At 31.1% G+C, this 14188-nt stretch carries 15 protein-coding genes and 1 riboswitch; of the genes, 3 read left to right on the plus strand and 12 right to left on the minus strand.

All coding sequences use genetic code 11. From position 1 onward, the window contains the following. The first annotated feature begins 61 nt into the window (after window positions 1-61). Complete coding sequence (locus KA873_RS13750) at window positions 62-148, plus strand: hypothetical protein (RefSeq protein ID WP_481906410.1); 87 nt, start codon at window positions 62-64, stop codon at window positions 146-148. Between the two features lie 560 nt (window positions 149-708). On the opposite strand, the gene ebpS is transcribed toward KA873_RS13750, so the two are convergent. The 3 genes from ebpS to KA873_RS06170 form a co-directional block, all read right to left on the minus strand. Further along, entirely contained in the window at window positions 709-2346 is a 1638-nt protein-coding gene (gene ebpS / locus KA873_RS06160) for an elastin-binding protein EbpS (protein ID WP_210140191.1), read from the minus strand. Between the two features lie 147 nt (window positions 2347-2493). Then, window positions 2494-3873: a RecQ family ATP-dependent DNA helicase gene (locus tag KA873_RS06165; protein WP_119517909.1), complete on the minus strand. Its 1380-nt coding sequence runs from the start codon at window positions 3871-3873 to the stop codon at window positions 2494-2496. Next, the gene (locus tag KA873_RS06170; RefSeq protein WP_107385254.1) at window positions 3860-4825 is read right to left on the minus strand and encodes a helix-turn-helix domain-containing protein; all 966 of its coding nucleotides are present in this window, start codon (window positions 4823-4825) and stop codon (window positions 3860-3862) included. Before KA873_RS06170 ends, KA873_RS06165 begins: the two co-directional genes overlap by 14 nt. 109 nt (window positions 4826-4934) lie before the next feature. On the opposite strand from KA873_RS06170, the gene KA873_RS06175 reads away from it, so the two are divergent. After that, the gene (locus KA873_RS06175) at window positions 4935-5183 is read left to right on the plus strand and encodes a ferredoxin (RefSeq protein ID WP_019468351.1); all 249 of its coding nucleotides are present in this window, start codon (window positions 4935-4937) and stop codon (window positions 5181-5183) included. A 710-nt stretch (window positions 5184-5893) separates the two neighbouring features. Here the strand turns inward: KA873_RS06175 and KA873_RS06180 are convergent. From KA873_RS06180 to KA873_RS06205, 6 genes are all read right to left on the minus strand, one after another. Beyond that, window positions 5894-6439 (minus strand): ECF transporter S component, encoded by a 546-nt coding sequence (locus KA873_RS06180; RefSeq protein ID WP_107386628.1) that lies wholly within the window; start codon window positions 6437-6439, stop codon window positions 5894-5896. Window positions 6440-6503: 64 nt separating this feature from the next. Continuing rightward, window positions 6504-6640: riboswitch (FMN riboswitch) on the minus strand. A 218-nt stretch (window positions 6641-6858) separates the two neighbouring features. Continuing rightward, entirely contained in the window at window positions 6859-8631 is a 1773-nt protein-coding gene (locus KA873_RS06185; RefSeq protein WP_107505323.1) for an ATP-binding protein, read from the minus strand. Then, a complete protein-coding gene (locus tag KA873_RS06190) occupies window positions 8615-9340 on the minus strand; it encodes a response regulator (RefSeq protein ID WP_107505324.1) in 726 nt (241 codons plus the stop codon). The genes KA873_RS06185 and KA873_RS06190 overlap by 17 nt, the downstream gene beginning before the upstream one ends. Window positions 9341-9476: 136 nt before the next feature. After that, on the minus strand, window positions 9477-10214 hold the full coding sequence (locus KA873_RS06195) for a pseudouridine synthase (protein WP_107385273.1): 738 nt from the start codon (window positions 10212-10214) through the stop codon (window positions 9477-9479). After that, window positions 10207-10755 (minus strand): SMC-Scp complex subunit ScpB, encoded by a 549-nt coding sequence (gene scpB / locus KA873_RS06200; protein ID WP_107385274.1) that lies wholly within the window; start codon window positions 10753-10755, stop codon window positions 10207-10209. The genes KA873_RS06195 and scpB overlap by 8 nt, the downstream gene beginning before the upstream one ends. Further along, window positions 10739-11473, minus strand: a complete 735-nt coding sequence (locus KA873_RS06205; protein WP_107385275.1) for a segregation and condensation protein A — start codon at window positions 11471-11473, stop codon at window positions 10739-10741. Before KA873_RS06205 ends, scpB begins: the two co-directional genes overlap by 17 nt. 94 nt (window positions 11474-11567) lie before the next feature. Between KA873_RS06205 and KA873_RS06210 the strand changes: the two genes are divergently transcribed. Beyond that, window positions 11568-12071: a DUF309 domain-containing protein gene (locus KA873_RS06210; RefSeq protein WP_107385277.1), complete on the plus strand. Its 504-nt coding sequence runs from the start codon at window positions 11568-11570 to the stop codon at window positions 12069-12071. 90 nt (window positions 12072-12161) lie between these two features. On the opposite strand, the gene xerD is transcribed toward KA873_RS06210, so the two are convergent. From xerD to KA873_RS06225, 3 genes are all read right to left on the minus strand, one after another. Next, window positions 12162-13049, minus strand: a complete 888-nt coding sequence (xerD, locus tag KA873_RS06215) for a site-specific tyrosine recombinase XerD (protein WP_107505325.1) — start codon at window positions 13047-13049, stop codon at window positions 12162-12164. A 36-nt stretch (window positions 13050-13085) separates the two neighbouring features. Next, window positions 13086-13532, minus strand: coding sequence for a ferric iron uptake transcriptional regulator (gene fur, locus KA873_RS06220; protein WP_019468360.1), 447 nt, complete (start codon window positions 13530-13532; stop codon window positions 13086-13088). Window positions 13533-13636: 104 nt separating this feature from the next. After that, complete coding sequence (locus KA873_RS06225; RefSeq protein WP_107517937.1) at window positions 13637-14179, minus strand: NUDIX hydrolase; 543 nt, start codon at window positions 14177-14179, stop codon at window positions 13637-13639. Window positions 14180-14188 lie beyond the last annotated feature (9 nt).

The raw sequence follows: 14188 nt of genomic DNA on the forward strand, positions 1-14188 counted from the left end.
TTAAATAATTTCTTTTTCTGAATTTGTCTCTAATAATCATTTATTACGTAAAGTCGATGCGATATTAGATTTAAATTTTGTATATGAACTTGTCGAAGATAAATATTGTCTTGATAATGGTAAACCATCAATAGATCCAGTTGTTTAGTAATAATTATACAAGTCGTTTTCATGATGCAGATTTATTTGAACAAATATTTGAGAAAATACTAAAAATAGCTATCAAAAAGAAATCTATTAGATCAGTCATTTTTATTTATTGATTTTATGCATATTAAAGTAAATGCAAATAAGAATAAATACACCAAAAGAATTGTGAAAAAAGATACGCCCCACTTGCAGAAAGAATTGGACAATGAAATAAATAAACAAAGACGAGCACTAAGAAAAAAGCCATTAAAAAGTAAAAACAAGGAGGAAAATAAAACAAAAAAGTTAAGCACAACTGATCCAGAAGCCGGGTACTACGCTAATTTGTGGTGCCATGAATTTAATAAATCGCATTGCGACTAGTAAAAGTACCAGTAATGGTCTGAAAGACTACTACTATTTTGAAAAAACTATATAAATAGAAAATAAACAAACCCTTCGCAAATTAATGTGAAGGGTTTGTTTACGTTCAGTAACTAATCCATTTGATAGGGATTGTCCTTTTATGGAAATGGGCTTGATATTCAAGCTCATTATATTTGTACAGTGTGAATGATATTATTGAGGGATAACTAATTGTTGTCCATTATGAATATCATTACCTTGTAAACCATTGGCTTTTCTGATTTTTTCTACATTTTCAGGAGAACCACTTCCATAATATTGGATAGCTATTCTGTATAGGTTTTGACCATTTACAGTATGTGTTTGTTGTCCTGAATTGTTGTTTGAAGATTGATTGTTTTGTTGATTGTTTTGGCTGTTAGTTGCTTGGTCTTGATTTGCTGAATCATTACCTTGATTCGTAGCTTGGTTATCTTGTTGAGACTGATCGCTTTGACCACTTTGTGCATTTTGATCACTTTGATTACTTTGATTGCTTTGGTCTGATTCAGTAGCTTGATTTTGGTCGCTAGTAGCAGCATCATCAGAATTAGAATCAGTTTGATTTGAACTATCATTATTATCTGATTCAGCGCTATCGTCACTGTTTTTATTTGCTTTATCACTATCAGCATCTTTGTCTTTGTCTGAATCTTTCTTGTTGTCTTTATCTGAGTCAGCATTTTTATCTTTATTATCAGCTACTTTTTTATCGTCGTTGCTGCCACTATCATCATTATTGCCAGTTAGTGCCATACCACCAAAAATTCCAATTGCTGCTAAAATTAAAATTGCTGCTATAATAGGCAATATTTTTCCGAACAAGCCGCCTTTTTTCTTGTTATTATTGTTATCATCATTATTATTATTATCGTTGTTATTGTTACCGTTGCCATTATTTCCACCAGAGCCGTTGCCATTTGAATGTGCAGCTTTTGCTCCTGCAGCACCAGCACCAGCTGCGGCTGCTCCGCCAGCTACGGCAGCACCTTTTTTCTTGTTCTTATTGTTATCATCATCATTATTATCGTTGTTATTGTTATCGTTGCCATTATTTTCACCAGAGCCGTTGCCATTTGAATGTGCAGCTTTTGCTCCTGCAGCACCAGCACCAGCTGCGGCTGCTCCGCCAGCTACGGTAGCACCTTTTTTCTTGTTGTCTTTTTGCTCTTTATCTTTTTCAGATTTAGCACTAGTTTCTTCAGTATGTTGATCTTTATTATTAGATGCACCTACGTCTGTGCTAGCACCACTTTTTTCTTTATCTTTTGTTGATGTGATATCATCTTTTGAATCAACAGATTCGTCTTTTTTGTCATGATGTTTTTTAGTGGCATAAGCACCAGCACCAGCAGCTGCCGCTCCACCAGCCACGGCAGCACCTTTTTTCTTATCGTTTTTATCTTCAGATTGGTTGTCGTTATGTGTTTCGTTATCACTATCTTTTTCACTTCGATTTTGATTTATATTATTACTTTCTGAAGGGTCTTGATTCTTATTGATTTCATCTGTATGAGATGATGAATGTGTGTCTTGTTGTTGTTCATCATCTATTTGACTTGATTTATCATTATTTTCATCAACAGGTGATTGGTTTCCTTCATTTTGATGTGTTGCCGTATCTCTTCTACGTTGTCTTCTTTGAGCATTTCTAGGAGGGAATTGTTCGTCTTTTTTATCAGAAACTTCCTCTTTTACGTTGTCAACGGAATCGTTAACATAATCCTGTACATCATCTTGATGTTCTTTTGGATCAATAGATTGACGATTTTTCTCAAAATCATCTTTGAAATTATTATTAGACAAATTCATCATCCTTCCGTCATTTAATTTTAGTATATACTGTTTTACCCTAAAAGGTAGTATATATGTATAAATTTTATATGAAAAATAAATAAAACTTTAGTGTATATCTCGTATTATAGCTTGATTGAAAAAGTGAAGTAAAGCATTTATCTTTTATTTGAATATATTTTGTAATTTTTCTTTATAATCCATTTTTCTTTTCACTTTTTTACTATTAATTATATGAATTGATTTTAATTCTGAGTCATTATCGCAACACTGTGTTGGTTTAGATGTTAAATTTTCACCGAAAAATTCTATCATATATGCTCTGCGACATTGATCTAAGTTTTTATAACCTAACATTCGATAATAACCTCGTTGTTTTCGTTCAAAAGCTGCTTTGAAAATAGCACGCAATTGTTCAATTTTATAATAACTACTAAGAACGTCTAATATTTCATTTTTTTCAGGTGGTAAAAACATACCTAATTCAAATGAACTCACATCTTCTTCTGTAATGATATCGGCAAAGAGTAACGTTTCTAATAAATAGCTGTCATCTGGTTGATAAAGACTGATTGCTTGGCTTGACTTACCATCACGTCCTGCACGTCCAATTTCTTGCATATAACTTGATGGGCTCGTAGCTAAATGAAAATGTATGATTGTTCGAATATCTTTTTTATTAATCCCCATACCAAAAGCGCTCGTTGCTACAATAATGGGTATTTCATTATTTATAAACTGATGTTGTACTGTATGTCGTTCTTGATAGGTTAAATCACCATGGTATATTCCTGTTAAAAAGCCATATTGGTAAATTGCTTTGGCTAAAGTCAGGCACATTTTTTTAGATGAAACATAAATAATTGTTGGTCCTGATTGTTCTAACATTGGAAGTAGCCATTTTAACTTTCCGTGATCATCTTCGAAATTTTTGTGAGATAATGTAATATTCTCTCTATTCGTTGTTGTTTTCACAACAGTAAATGTTTTATTTAACATGTGATTTAAGTCGTATGTTAAATATGGTGGTGCTGTAGCAGTCAAAGCAAGTATGTTTGCTTTAGGAAAATGATTGATAATTTTCCCTACAAGGGCATAATGTGGTCTGAAATCATAACCCCATTCAGACAAGCAGTGTGCTTCATCTAAAACAATTAACCCTAAATCCAAACTTTGTATAAGTTTAAAATTATGTGGTTGCAACAAAAATTCAGGACTTAAAAATATAAAGCGACTATGTAGCAAAGATTGTATATTTTGTTTTTTTTCATTTTCATCTAATCCTGAATGGATACATGAAACGTAATGCTCGCCTTGAAGTTTTAATTGCATGACCTGATCATCCATTAAAGATATTAATGGTGAGATGATGAGCGTTGGTTTTTGCTTAATATAGGTTGGTAATTGATAACATAGACTTTTCCCGCTACCAGTAGGCAATATACCCAAAGTATTTTTATCATTTAATACATGTTCTATAATTTCTTGTTGCCCAGGTTTAAATGTATCAAAACCAAACCATTTTTTTAATTCATGATGCAACATTTAAATCACCTCTTTCATAACCGATGATTAATAGTTTTATTTCAAAGTAATTTAATTTTGGAAATTTTTCTTTGTAGTTTCTTAGTCTTTCGCTACGATTTTCTACATAATAACTTAAAAAATGTGTATACGACTTCTCATTGATAAATGTATCGTAGTGTGATAAATATCCTTTGATAAATAATTCTAGTATATGATCTTCGATTGTATTTGGTTTTACATTTTGCATCTTGGCTAATTGTTTAAAACTGAGCCCTTTTTTTATACCATTGTATGTTTCTTCTGTTTTAAAAAGTAAAGTAGGTAAAATAATCAATTGACTTAAAATAGGATATTTAGTTACATTTTCTAATTCAAACATCATTATTACTAAATCATTCATTTCAAGTACAAACAAATGTTGTTGGGAAATGTCTTCTATTAAGCTAACTTGTTGTCTTGTATACATGCTTTCTTTATATCCTTGTAAATAGTAATGTAAGTATGTTTTATTATTCTTTTCCGTAATTGAAGAAAATAAAATATTTAATTCGTTATTTAATTTGAATGATATGTCCTTATTTTTAAAGTTGTTATATACTTTTTTCACTCTATATTGAATTGTACTGTTGTGCGTTACAGGTACAAATTGAAATGAATCATGTGCGATATTCGAAATTGTTTGGGTTAATAATTGAATTGCCTTAAAAGTATTTAATAAACTATCGTATGTATACCTTGGATGAGTACGAATTAATTGCGTATCATCAACATCTTGTGTTTCATTTTGAGCATATCCAACAAATGATGGATATTTTAAGTTTGGTAAGCTATGATACAATGATAATAGCTGTTGACTACAGGCGTCAAAAAAGGTTTGATGGGACTTTTTGCCTGTGATAATATTATATATGCTTTTTTCTGTTTTGTAATTATGTGCTTGCGTTCGTGTAAAGTGAATTAAATTATACATGTGTGCTCCCTCATTTTATAAAACAAAAACATTTGAAAAAATTTAAAACAGTAACTACAATACTAATTGTGTTATTAGTGTAGCATGTTTGTTAAAGGAGGCGAAGAGTTTGGCTAAATATACAATTGTTGATATGGATACATGCATTGCATGTGGTGCTTGCGGTGCTGCTGCCCCTGATATATATGATTATGACGATGAAGGTATCGCATACGTTATACTAGATGATAACCAAGGTACTGCGGAAGTACCAGAAGAATTATATGAAGACATGGAAGATGCATTAGAAGGTTGTCCTACAGATTCTATTAAAATTGAAGAGGAATCTTTTGACGGCGATCCTTTAAAATTTGAATAATAAAATTAATCAAATAGATGTTCATTTTTGAATGAATTTAATTTATATAAGCTCAGTGTATTCATTGTATTAATGAAAATGCTGAGCTTTTATATTAGGAAAATGCAAACATTATGCAGATAATCATTTGGAAATGAACGAGTAAAGCTTTGTACATAAATCTTATTTTTTTAATATTTTACGATTTTGATCGTGCATGCTTGCCTGGGGATATGGTTCGAGCCAGTAGTCTCTCACTCATATCTTTCCCCTCGGGCGTCAGCACGATGCAAAATCTCTATAAGTGATGTGTTTTAATACAATAAAAAAGCCTCGTATTATTTAACTTGTACAACTAATAGAAAGTCATATTTTTAATTAAACAAAAGATATAACTTAAAATGAATACACATGCATGATGGATGAGTCCATTTTATATAAAAAACTTACGATTTTGACTGTGCATGCTTGCCTAGGTATGGTTCGAGCCAGTAGTCTCTCACTCATATCTTTCCCCTAGGCGTCAGCACATTACAAAATCGTTATGAATGAGGCGTTTAAGCACAACAAATAAAGAGACATTATAAATGGTAATAACTTCCTTCAAGTTTCAAATTTATCAAAATCTTTTAATAACGAAAGAAGCTGAGATATTAAATTTATCTCAGCCATTCTCGAGTCTTTTATTCTTATTTGTTTCATATTTTTAGACTTAAACGTGTAATTAACTATTAGTTAAGTAAAATTTTTTCCAAACGTTTGAATAGTAGCATAAATATTAAAGAAATTATGATACCTTTTATTATGTTAAAAGGTATAACACCTGAAACTATAACAATTTTAATATTTTCAACTACATTAGTTAAATTCATAATCATGCCATATAGTGGTAATAAAACAAAATAGTTTAAAATACTTAAGACAATAGTCATGACAATTGTCGCTATAGCAAATCCAATAATTTGTGTTTTGACAGTATGTTTATTTTTAATAATATAAAAAGCACTTAAAATAAAGCTGGCACCAGCTAAGAAATTAGCAATGGGGCCCACTGGATCACCTATATTAAATAAGAAATTAAGTAAATTTTTTATAAATAATATAATAATACCGGCTACTGGTCCTAAACTAAAAGTTGCTAATAAAGCTGGAATATCACTAAAGTCTAATGTCAAATACGGCGGTAAAAACGGAATTGGAAATTTTATAAACATCAAAATAAATGACACCGCACTTAACATACTTATTGTAATAAGTCGTTTGGTTTGTTGTTGCATATTCAATTATCTCCTTCCATTCATCTTACACAGAAAAGGAGGATTTAATTGCACAACAAAAACCCTCCATCTTCTCCCATCCAGACTATACTGTCGGCTCTAGATTTACACTAGATCAGCCATTTATCTCATTAATAGATAAACGGGTCGCAGGCTTAAATTACTGCCGGTTGGGAATTACACCCTACCCCGAAGATGAATTTGTTAAATTTTATAAATATATCATAGCCTATTACTCAGATAAAAACAATAGACGTGCTCTATTCTAATTAAATGATATTATTTTTAAAAAAGACGAGATTGGAAATCAATATTAAAATATTGATTTCTTATCTCGCCTTTTTCAGCACACTCATGCTTTATAAATATTCATATTTATAAACTAAATCAAATTTAACTTTATACTAATTAATTGATAATCAAGTGTTTTTATATTCATCTGTTGGTTTTGGTAGATTAATTATAAAAGTAGTGCCTTTGCCAAGCTCACTTTTAACGTCAATCGTTCCTCCGTGTTCATCAATGATCATACGACAGATAAACAGTCCTAAACCAGTCCCCTGTTTACCCCGTTTTCGAGCAGTATCAACTTTATAGAAACGATCAAATACTTGTTGTAAATGTTCTGGAGCAATACCAGATCCTGTGTCTGAAATGTATAAGATATTTTCACTTTCTGTTTCTCCATAACTAATTGATATTAAATCACCAGGTTCTGTATATCTGGTAGCATTATCAATGAGATTGGTCAACACTTGTTCAATTCTATCCGTGTCGAAATACCATAATTGATTGTGTGTATTTGGATTTAAATTCATTGTTAACTTTAAATCATTTGCTTGTTTTTGGTATTTTTGTTGCATTCTACTTAGCAGCGGATCAATGGGTTGTTTAACTTTTTCTACAGTTAGTCCTTCAGCATCCATTCGTGCAACATTGAGCAATTCATTTACTAATCGATTTAAACGTTTTGTTTCATCAAGGACAATTGACAAAGATTCATGTATTTCGTCTGGCTCTGTTACAATACCATCAACAATCGACTCTGTATATCCTTGTAATAATGAAATAGGCGTACGCAATTCATGCGATACATTAGCAATAAAATCTTTTTTCATTTGATCAATATTATGCTCATTTGTCATATCACGAATAATAGCCACAATACCACTTCGACCATCAGGTTGAATTTGTTCAATATAACTTGTAATAATGACAAAATAACGTGTGCTAATTTCATATTCTTCGAATTGTGTTTGTTGGGTTTTAAATGTTAATTCGTTTTGACGATCAAGCTTGTCTAAATCGTGAGCATCTAATATCTTTAAAATATTTTGTGCCATCTTGTTTGATATGATTATTTCTTGTTTATCATTAAAGCCAAGTACACCTTCAACCATAGAATTTATTAAACTATCTCTGATATTTTTAGATGAGGATAATGCGTCTATATGTTGTTGTATTTCGGAACTCATCGTGTTAAAAGCACGTGATAATTCTCCAATTTCATCTCGAGAATTAACAGGAACTACTTGAGCATAGTCTCCTTTAGAAACTTTTAATGCTTGTGTTCTTAAATTTCTAAGGGGCTTTGTAATTCGTGATGATAAGAAAAAGGCAAACACAGTTGTAATAGATAAAAAGATTATTGCAATAATTAATATAATGACTGTAATAACATTATTGGTATCTTCTATGGTTTTCAAATCTTGATAGATAAAAACACCACTATATTTACTATTATGAGGACTAGACTCTAGATTTTTAGATGGATAGCCTATTAAAACATAAGTCTTTTGCTGTTTATTCATATCAATTGTCACGTGCTCTGATATCTGTTTTCCTCGATCAAACACTTTTTCATAGTTTTTATTACTTTTAATTTCTTTGAACATCTTTTCTTTTGTCTCATCATTATTAATACTATCCATATGTTTATGGTTCATGATGATGAGTCCTACTGGCCCCTCGATAAGGGATTTACTATGTTTTATGGCAGTTGTTTTATCATCAGAATTCTCAACTAAATGACTTATTCTTTTAGCATCTTCAAGTAATGAATCTTCGGTTTCTTGCGTAAAGTAAGATTGTATAAACGTTATAAGTGCTGCACTTAATAAAATTAAAACTGTCGTTACTATAAAGATTATAGTTAACCACAGTTTTACTACTACGTTATTGAGTCGGTTCATTTTCAGATTTAACCTCGAATTTATAGCCAACGCCCCAAACAGTCTGAATCATTTGGGCAGCTTCATCAGAAACGCGATTTAATTTTTCTCTTAAACGTTTTACATGTGTATCAACAGTACGCAAATCTCCGTAAAATTCATAGTGCCATACTTCTTTTAAAAGTTGTTCACGATCAAAGACTTTATTTGGCGTTTTTGCTAAAAAGATTAAAAGTTCATATTCTTTTGGAGTTAAGTTTACTTGGTTGCCATCTGCTAGCACACGGTGTGCGTCATTATCAATCACAAGATGTTCAAACTCTATTAAATCTCGTGCATGTGGTTCGCTTTGTTCTGTATACGCAACTTGAGTTCTTCTTAATAAAGCTTTGACACGTAAAACCACTTCACGCGGTGAAAATGGTTTTACAATATAATCATCTGCACCGGATTCAAAACCTTCTACGCGGTTTGTTTCTTCTCCTTTAGCAGTTAACATAATAATTGGTGTTTCCTTTTGCTCTCTTAATCTAGATGCCACAGTAATGCCATCCATTTCTGGCAACATTAAATCTAATAAGATACATGCATAATCATGTTCCATTGCCATTTTGTATGCTTCTTGTCCGTCTCTAGCTTCATGAGTTTCAAAAGATTCTCTTTCTAAGTACAATTTTAATAATCGTCTGATTCTATCTTCATCATCGACGATAAGTATTTCGTTTGACATAGGTTCGTACCCTCCCACACTGCTAACTTTCAATTTCAACCATATTATATCATAGGTTGAGCTATAAAAGTGTTTATGAATGAAAAGTTTGTGAAAAAATTATCAATATCAAGTTTTTGTTAAAGTAAAGTCATAATTAATGTCCGTGTTCTGCAATTTGACGTATCGTTTTTACTTCGTGAGGTGTAAGTACGCGACCTTCACCTGCATTGAGTCCTTTTAGATTTAAAGGACCAAATTCTATGCGCTGTAATTTTGATACTTGATGACCAAAGTGTTCAAACATGCGTCTGACTTGTCTATTGCGACCTTCAGTTATTGTAATTTCAACAAGTGTAGTGTTTTTATCTTTATCTTGGTTTTTGACTTTAACTGTTGCAGGTTGTGTTTTTCCATCTTCTAAATTAATACCTTGTTCTAATGCTTTAACTTCTTCACGCATTAGATAACCTTTTAATTTAACTACATATTTCTTTTTGATTTTATAACGAGGGTGTGTCATTAAGTTAGTGAACTCACCATCATTGGTAAGTAAAAGTAACCCTGATGTATCATAATCTAAACGTCCGACTGGATAAATCCTTGTCTTAATTTGTTTAAAATAATCAGTAACGACCTTTCTACCTTTGTCATCTGATACGCTAGTGATAACTTGCGAAGGTTTATAGAAAAGAATATATAGTTTATCTTCTTGTTCTAATTTAATTCCTTCAACTTCTACTGTATCTGTCGGTTTTACTTTAGTACCTAATTCTGTTTCAATTTCACCATTTACTTTTACTTTACCTTCTGTAATTAATGTTTCAGCTTTACGTCTTGATGTATAACCACTATTTGCGATACGTTTTTGTAATCTTTCTGTTTCTTTATTCATTATTATCTCCTTTTTGATTTACTAAATTACTAAAGAAAGCTTCTATTTCTTCGTCTTCTTCATCAGTAGTTGGTAAATCATCTAATTGTTCAATACCAAATACATTTAAAAATAATGCTGTTGTATATAATTGTTGACTTCTGGAATCTTCCTCATCTTTAGCTTCAATTAAACCACGTGCTATTAGAGTTTTGACGGCTCCGTCAGAATTAATGCCTCTAATCATTTCGATATCACTTCGAGATAATGGCTGATTATATGCTATTATCGATAAAGCTTCCATTGCTGCTTGCGATAATTTCATTTTAGATTTTTGTTCTATTAACTTCTCAATGTATTCTGACGCGTCTTTTTTAGTTGTTAAGACATAATGTTCCCCATAATGTTGGATTTCTAAGCCACAAGCGTCATATTCTTTTATTAATGTGTGGAAACTATCTTGGTCAATGTCTAAAATTTCTAGAATTTGTTTTTCTTCAAGTCCTTCATCACCTGCAGTATAAAGTAATGCTTCCAGGATACCTTTATCGTTCAATGCCATAATTAACTCCTCTTAAAATATTAATATCGTCAAAGCTTTTTTGTTGTTCAATATTTACTATTCCAGATTTAGACATTTCTAGTATTGCAAGGAAATGAGTAACAACCATTTCCAATGGTTCAGTAAAATTAAATAAACTAAAAAAGTTGAATGATTCATGTTTTTGTAAACGTTGAGTTACTTGTGAAGTAGCTTGTTGAATTGTAAACGTTTCTTTTCGAATATCGACGGATTTAGGTGTTTGATATTCAACACGATTTTTCACCTTTTGGTAAGCTATGATTAACTCTGTTAAATCAATCGTATTATTAGGATCCCAAGTTTCATTTGATTCTAAGTGCGTTAAATCCGTTGGATGTTTAGAATAATACTTTTCTCTTTCCGCCCTTTTTTCGTTTAAGAGCACTGTGTATTCTTTATAGTTTTGATATTCAATTAATCTCTCAACCAAATTTTCGCGTGGATCATCATCTAAATCGTCAACTTCTTCTGAATGAGGCAATAACATTTTGCTTTTTATCATAAGTAATTCTGAAGCCATAACTAAATATTCACTTGCCACATTAATTTCTAATTGACTCATCGCATGTATATATTGCATATACTGTTCTGTTAAAGATTTCATTGGTATATCATAAATATCAATTTCAAATTTTTGAATAAGATGCAATAATAAATCTAAAGGACCATTAAAGGCATCGAGTTTTACTTCATACATTTTATCTACCTCATATTAGCAAGTTAAGTGCGTAATTCACTAAATTATTATAGCATGTTTATTATAAACATTTAAAATCGGAGTGATATTCATGTTGAAAAATGCACTAAAAGATTTTTATTTTCAATTTCATACAAAGCAACATTATTTTCTTTGTCACGATATTTTAGAAGAAGCTTGGAAAACTAACCCAAATTACAATAAGAATGATGCTGTTGTGAGTCTTATATTGATTGCAACTGGATCTTATCATTACCGTAGACAAAATTATGTAGGCGCCCACAAATCTTTTAATAAGGCATTAAAAGTTATTGAAAACTATGATTCAGCGATTAATATTGGACTAGATATACAACCGTATAAAAGTCTGCTAGTTGGATTAATTAAAGCTGCAAAAAAAGAGAAATCTTTTGAGCCAATTCATCTACCTTTAACAGATACAATGGAACAAATTGTATTAGAACAGTACCCGAATTATGTGCTGACATATTATAAAATTGAAGATGATTATATCATAGACCACCATTTAAAAAGGGATAGAACTGAAGTTGAAGCGGCAAGGAAACGTGCATTACAAGCGCGAAATAGATCAGTATAAACACTTTACTTACGTAGATGATTTGTTACATGCTATGGCATCAATAAAAAAACACAGTCCAGTTATTCAATCGAATAAACCAGTCTGTGTTTATGCTCTTGGATGAAATTCGTTATACATCTTACGAATTTGTGATTTCGAAACGTGTGTATACAATTGTGTTGTTGATATATCAGAATGACCGAGCATTTCTTGTACTGCACGTAAATCTGCTCCGTTTTCAAGTAAATGGGTAGCAAATGAATGTCTTAATGTATGTGGTGTTAAAGTTTTTAATATATTTGCTTTGATACCATTTTGTTTAATCATTTTCCATATCGCTTGTCTCGATAAAGGTTTGCCGTGCATGTTTAAAAATAGTGTATCAGTGACCGTATTTTTTAATAATTGTGGTCTTACCGTTTCTAAATAAGTGTTTAAGTATTCAATCACTGTATCGCCTAATGGCACAATTCTTTCTTTATTTCCTTTACCAAAAACACGTATAAAGCCCATAATTAAATTAACGTCTTCTAATTCAATCTGAATCAGTTCTGATACACGCATGCCGGTAGCGTAAAGTAATTCTAACATTGTGCGATCTCTATAGCCGTTGTTTTTGGATAAATCAGGTGTTTCTAATAGTCTCAGTACTTCATCTATTTCTAAAACATCTGGTAATTTACGATCATATTTAGGTGTTTCTATTAATACCGTTGGGTCTTTTGCTGCATATTTTTCTCTTAATGCAAACTGATGAAAACTACGAATGGTAGAAATGAAGCGAGCTAATGATTTTGAAGATGCGCCTTCATCATGTAAGTGACCCAAACATTCTTGAATAAGTTGTCTATCCACAAAATTAATATGACTAATTTTGTGTAATGTTAAAAATTCATCATATTTCTTTAAATCTCTTCGATATGCACCAATTGTATTTACACTTAACCCTTTTTCTAATTGTATAAATTTCAAATATTCATCTATAATATTTTTCACTGTACTACCTCTATTTCTGAAATAGTATTTTTAAATTTATTTCCCTTTTGCTTGGCATGACGCACAAATACCATGGAATGTTAAACGATGGTCTAATATTTTAAATTCAAATTCATTTTCAACTCTTTCCTCTACACGAGGTAATAAGTCTTCTTCGATTTCTTCTACTTTACCACATTCCATACAAACAAGATGGTGATGAAAATGTTTTGCTCCTTCTTTTCTCAAATCGAATCGAGCAACACCATCTCCGAAATTTATTTTATCTACCACTTTCAATTCTGCTAGCAATTCTAAAGTACGATATACAGTTGCAAGTCCAATTTCAGGTGCTTTGTCTTTAACTTTCAAATAAACATCTTCAGCACTTAAATGGTCTTTTTCATTTTCAATTAAAACTCTTAAAGTTGCTTCACGTTGTGGTGTCAATTTATAAGATGATTGCTGTAATTGTTGCTTCACGCGATTTAATCGTTCTTCCACGGAAGCCTCACTCCCCTACTAATAATTATAATCATTTTAATTTAGTTATGATATATATATATAAAATACCAATAATTGATAAAATTCGCAAGTATTCTCGCACCTTATTTATAATGATTATAATTAAGTAATAAATGTTGTAAAGCAATTATAGTTTTTGCGTCTTCTATTTCTTTATTGTCTAACAAAGTTTTAATTTCGTTCATATCATAATATGCTAATTCTAAAAATTCATCTTCATCTAATTGCATTTTACCTTTTGTTAAATTTTCAGCTATATAAATTGATAATTTCTCATTTGAGAAACCTGGAGAACCATACATTTCAGTTATATGTTCTAATTCATCAGCAATATAACCTGTTTCTTCTTCAAGTTCACGTTTGGCAGCTGAAATTCGTTCTTCACCTTGTTCCAATTTGCCTGCAGGAATTTCTAAAAGTGGTTTTTCACAAGCTTTACGAAATTGTTTCACTAATATCACTTTGTTTTCAGGTGTAATTGGACAAACTGCGACAGCACCATTGTGGTATATCAATTCACGTTTAGAAGTTTGTCCATCGGGTAGTTCAACATCGTGGACTTCTAAATCAATGATTGTCCCTTTATAAATAGAAGTACTATGTAAAGTCTTTTCAAATAGGTTCATAAATAATCA

The organism is Staphylococcus sp. GDY8P45P (assembly GCF_017892745.1).
GTDB lineage: Bacteria > Bacillota > Bacilli > Staphylococcales > Staphylococcaceae > Staphylococcus > Staphylococcus cohnii.

What these genes read in the sequence shown, in the direction of transcription:
- ebpS (WP_210140191.1), bottom strand. Translation starts at nt 2,346, where the DNA reads ATGAATTTGTCTAATAATAATTTCAAAGATGATTTTGAGAAAAATCGT.
- KA873_RS06165 (WP_119517909.1), bottom strand. Translation starts at nt 3,873, where the DNA reads ATGTTGCATCATGAATTAAAAAAATGGTTTGGTTTTGATACATTTAAA.
- KA873_RS06170 (WP_107385254.1), bottom strand. Translation starts at nt 4,825, where the DNA reads ATGTATAATTTAATTCACTTTACACGAACGCAAGCACATAATTACAAA.
- KA873_RS06180 (WP_107386628.1), bottom strand. Translation starts at nt 6,439, where the DNA reads ATGCAACAACAAACCAAACGACTTATTACAATAAGTATGTTAAGTGCG.
- KA873_RS06185 (WP_107505323.1), bottom strand. Translation starts at nt 8,631, where the DNA reads ATGAACCGACTCAATAACGTAGTAGTAAAACTGTGGTTAACTATAATC.
- KA873_RS06190 (WP_107505324.1), bottom strand. Translation starts at nt 9,340, where the DNA reads ATGTCAAACGAAATACTTATCGTCGATGATGAAGATAGAATCAGACGA.
- KA873_RS06195 (WP_107385273.1), bottom strand. Translation starts at nt 10,214, where the DNA reads ATGAATAAAGAAACAGAAAGATTACAAAAACGTATCGCAAATAGTGGT.
- scpB (WP_107385274.1), bottom strand. Translation starts at nt 10,755, where the DNA reads ATGGCATTGAACGATAAAGGTATCCTGGAAGCATTACTTTATACTGCA.
- KA873_RS06205 (WP_107385275.1), bottom strand. Translation starts at nt 11,473, where the DNA reads ATGTATGAAGTAAAACTCGATGCCTTTAATGGTCCTTTAGATTTATTA.
- KA873_RS06225 (WP_107517937.1), bottom strand. Translation starts at nt 14,179, where the DNA reads ATGAACCTATTTGAAAAGACTTTACATAGTACTTCTATTTATAAAGGG.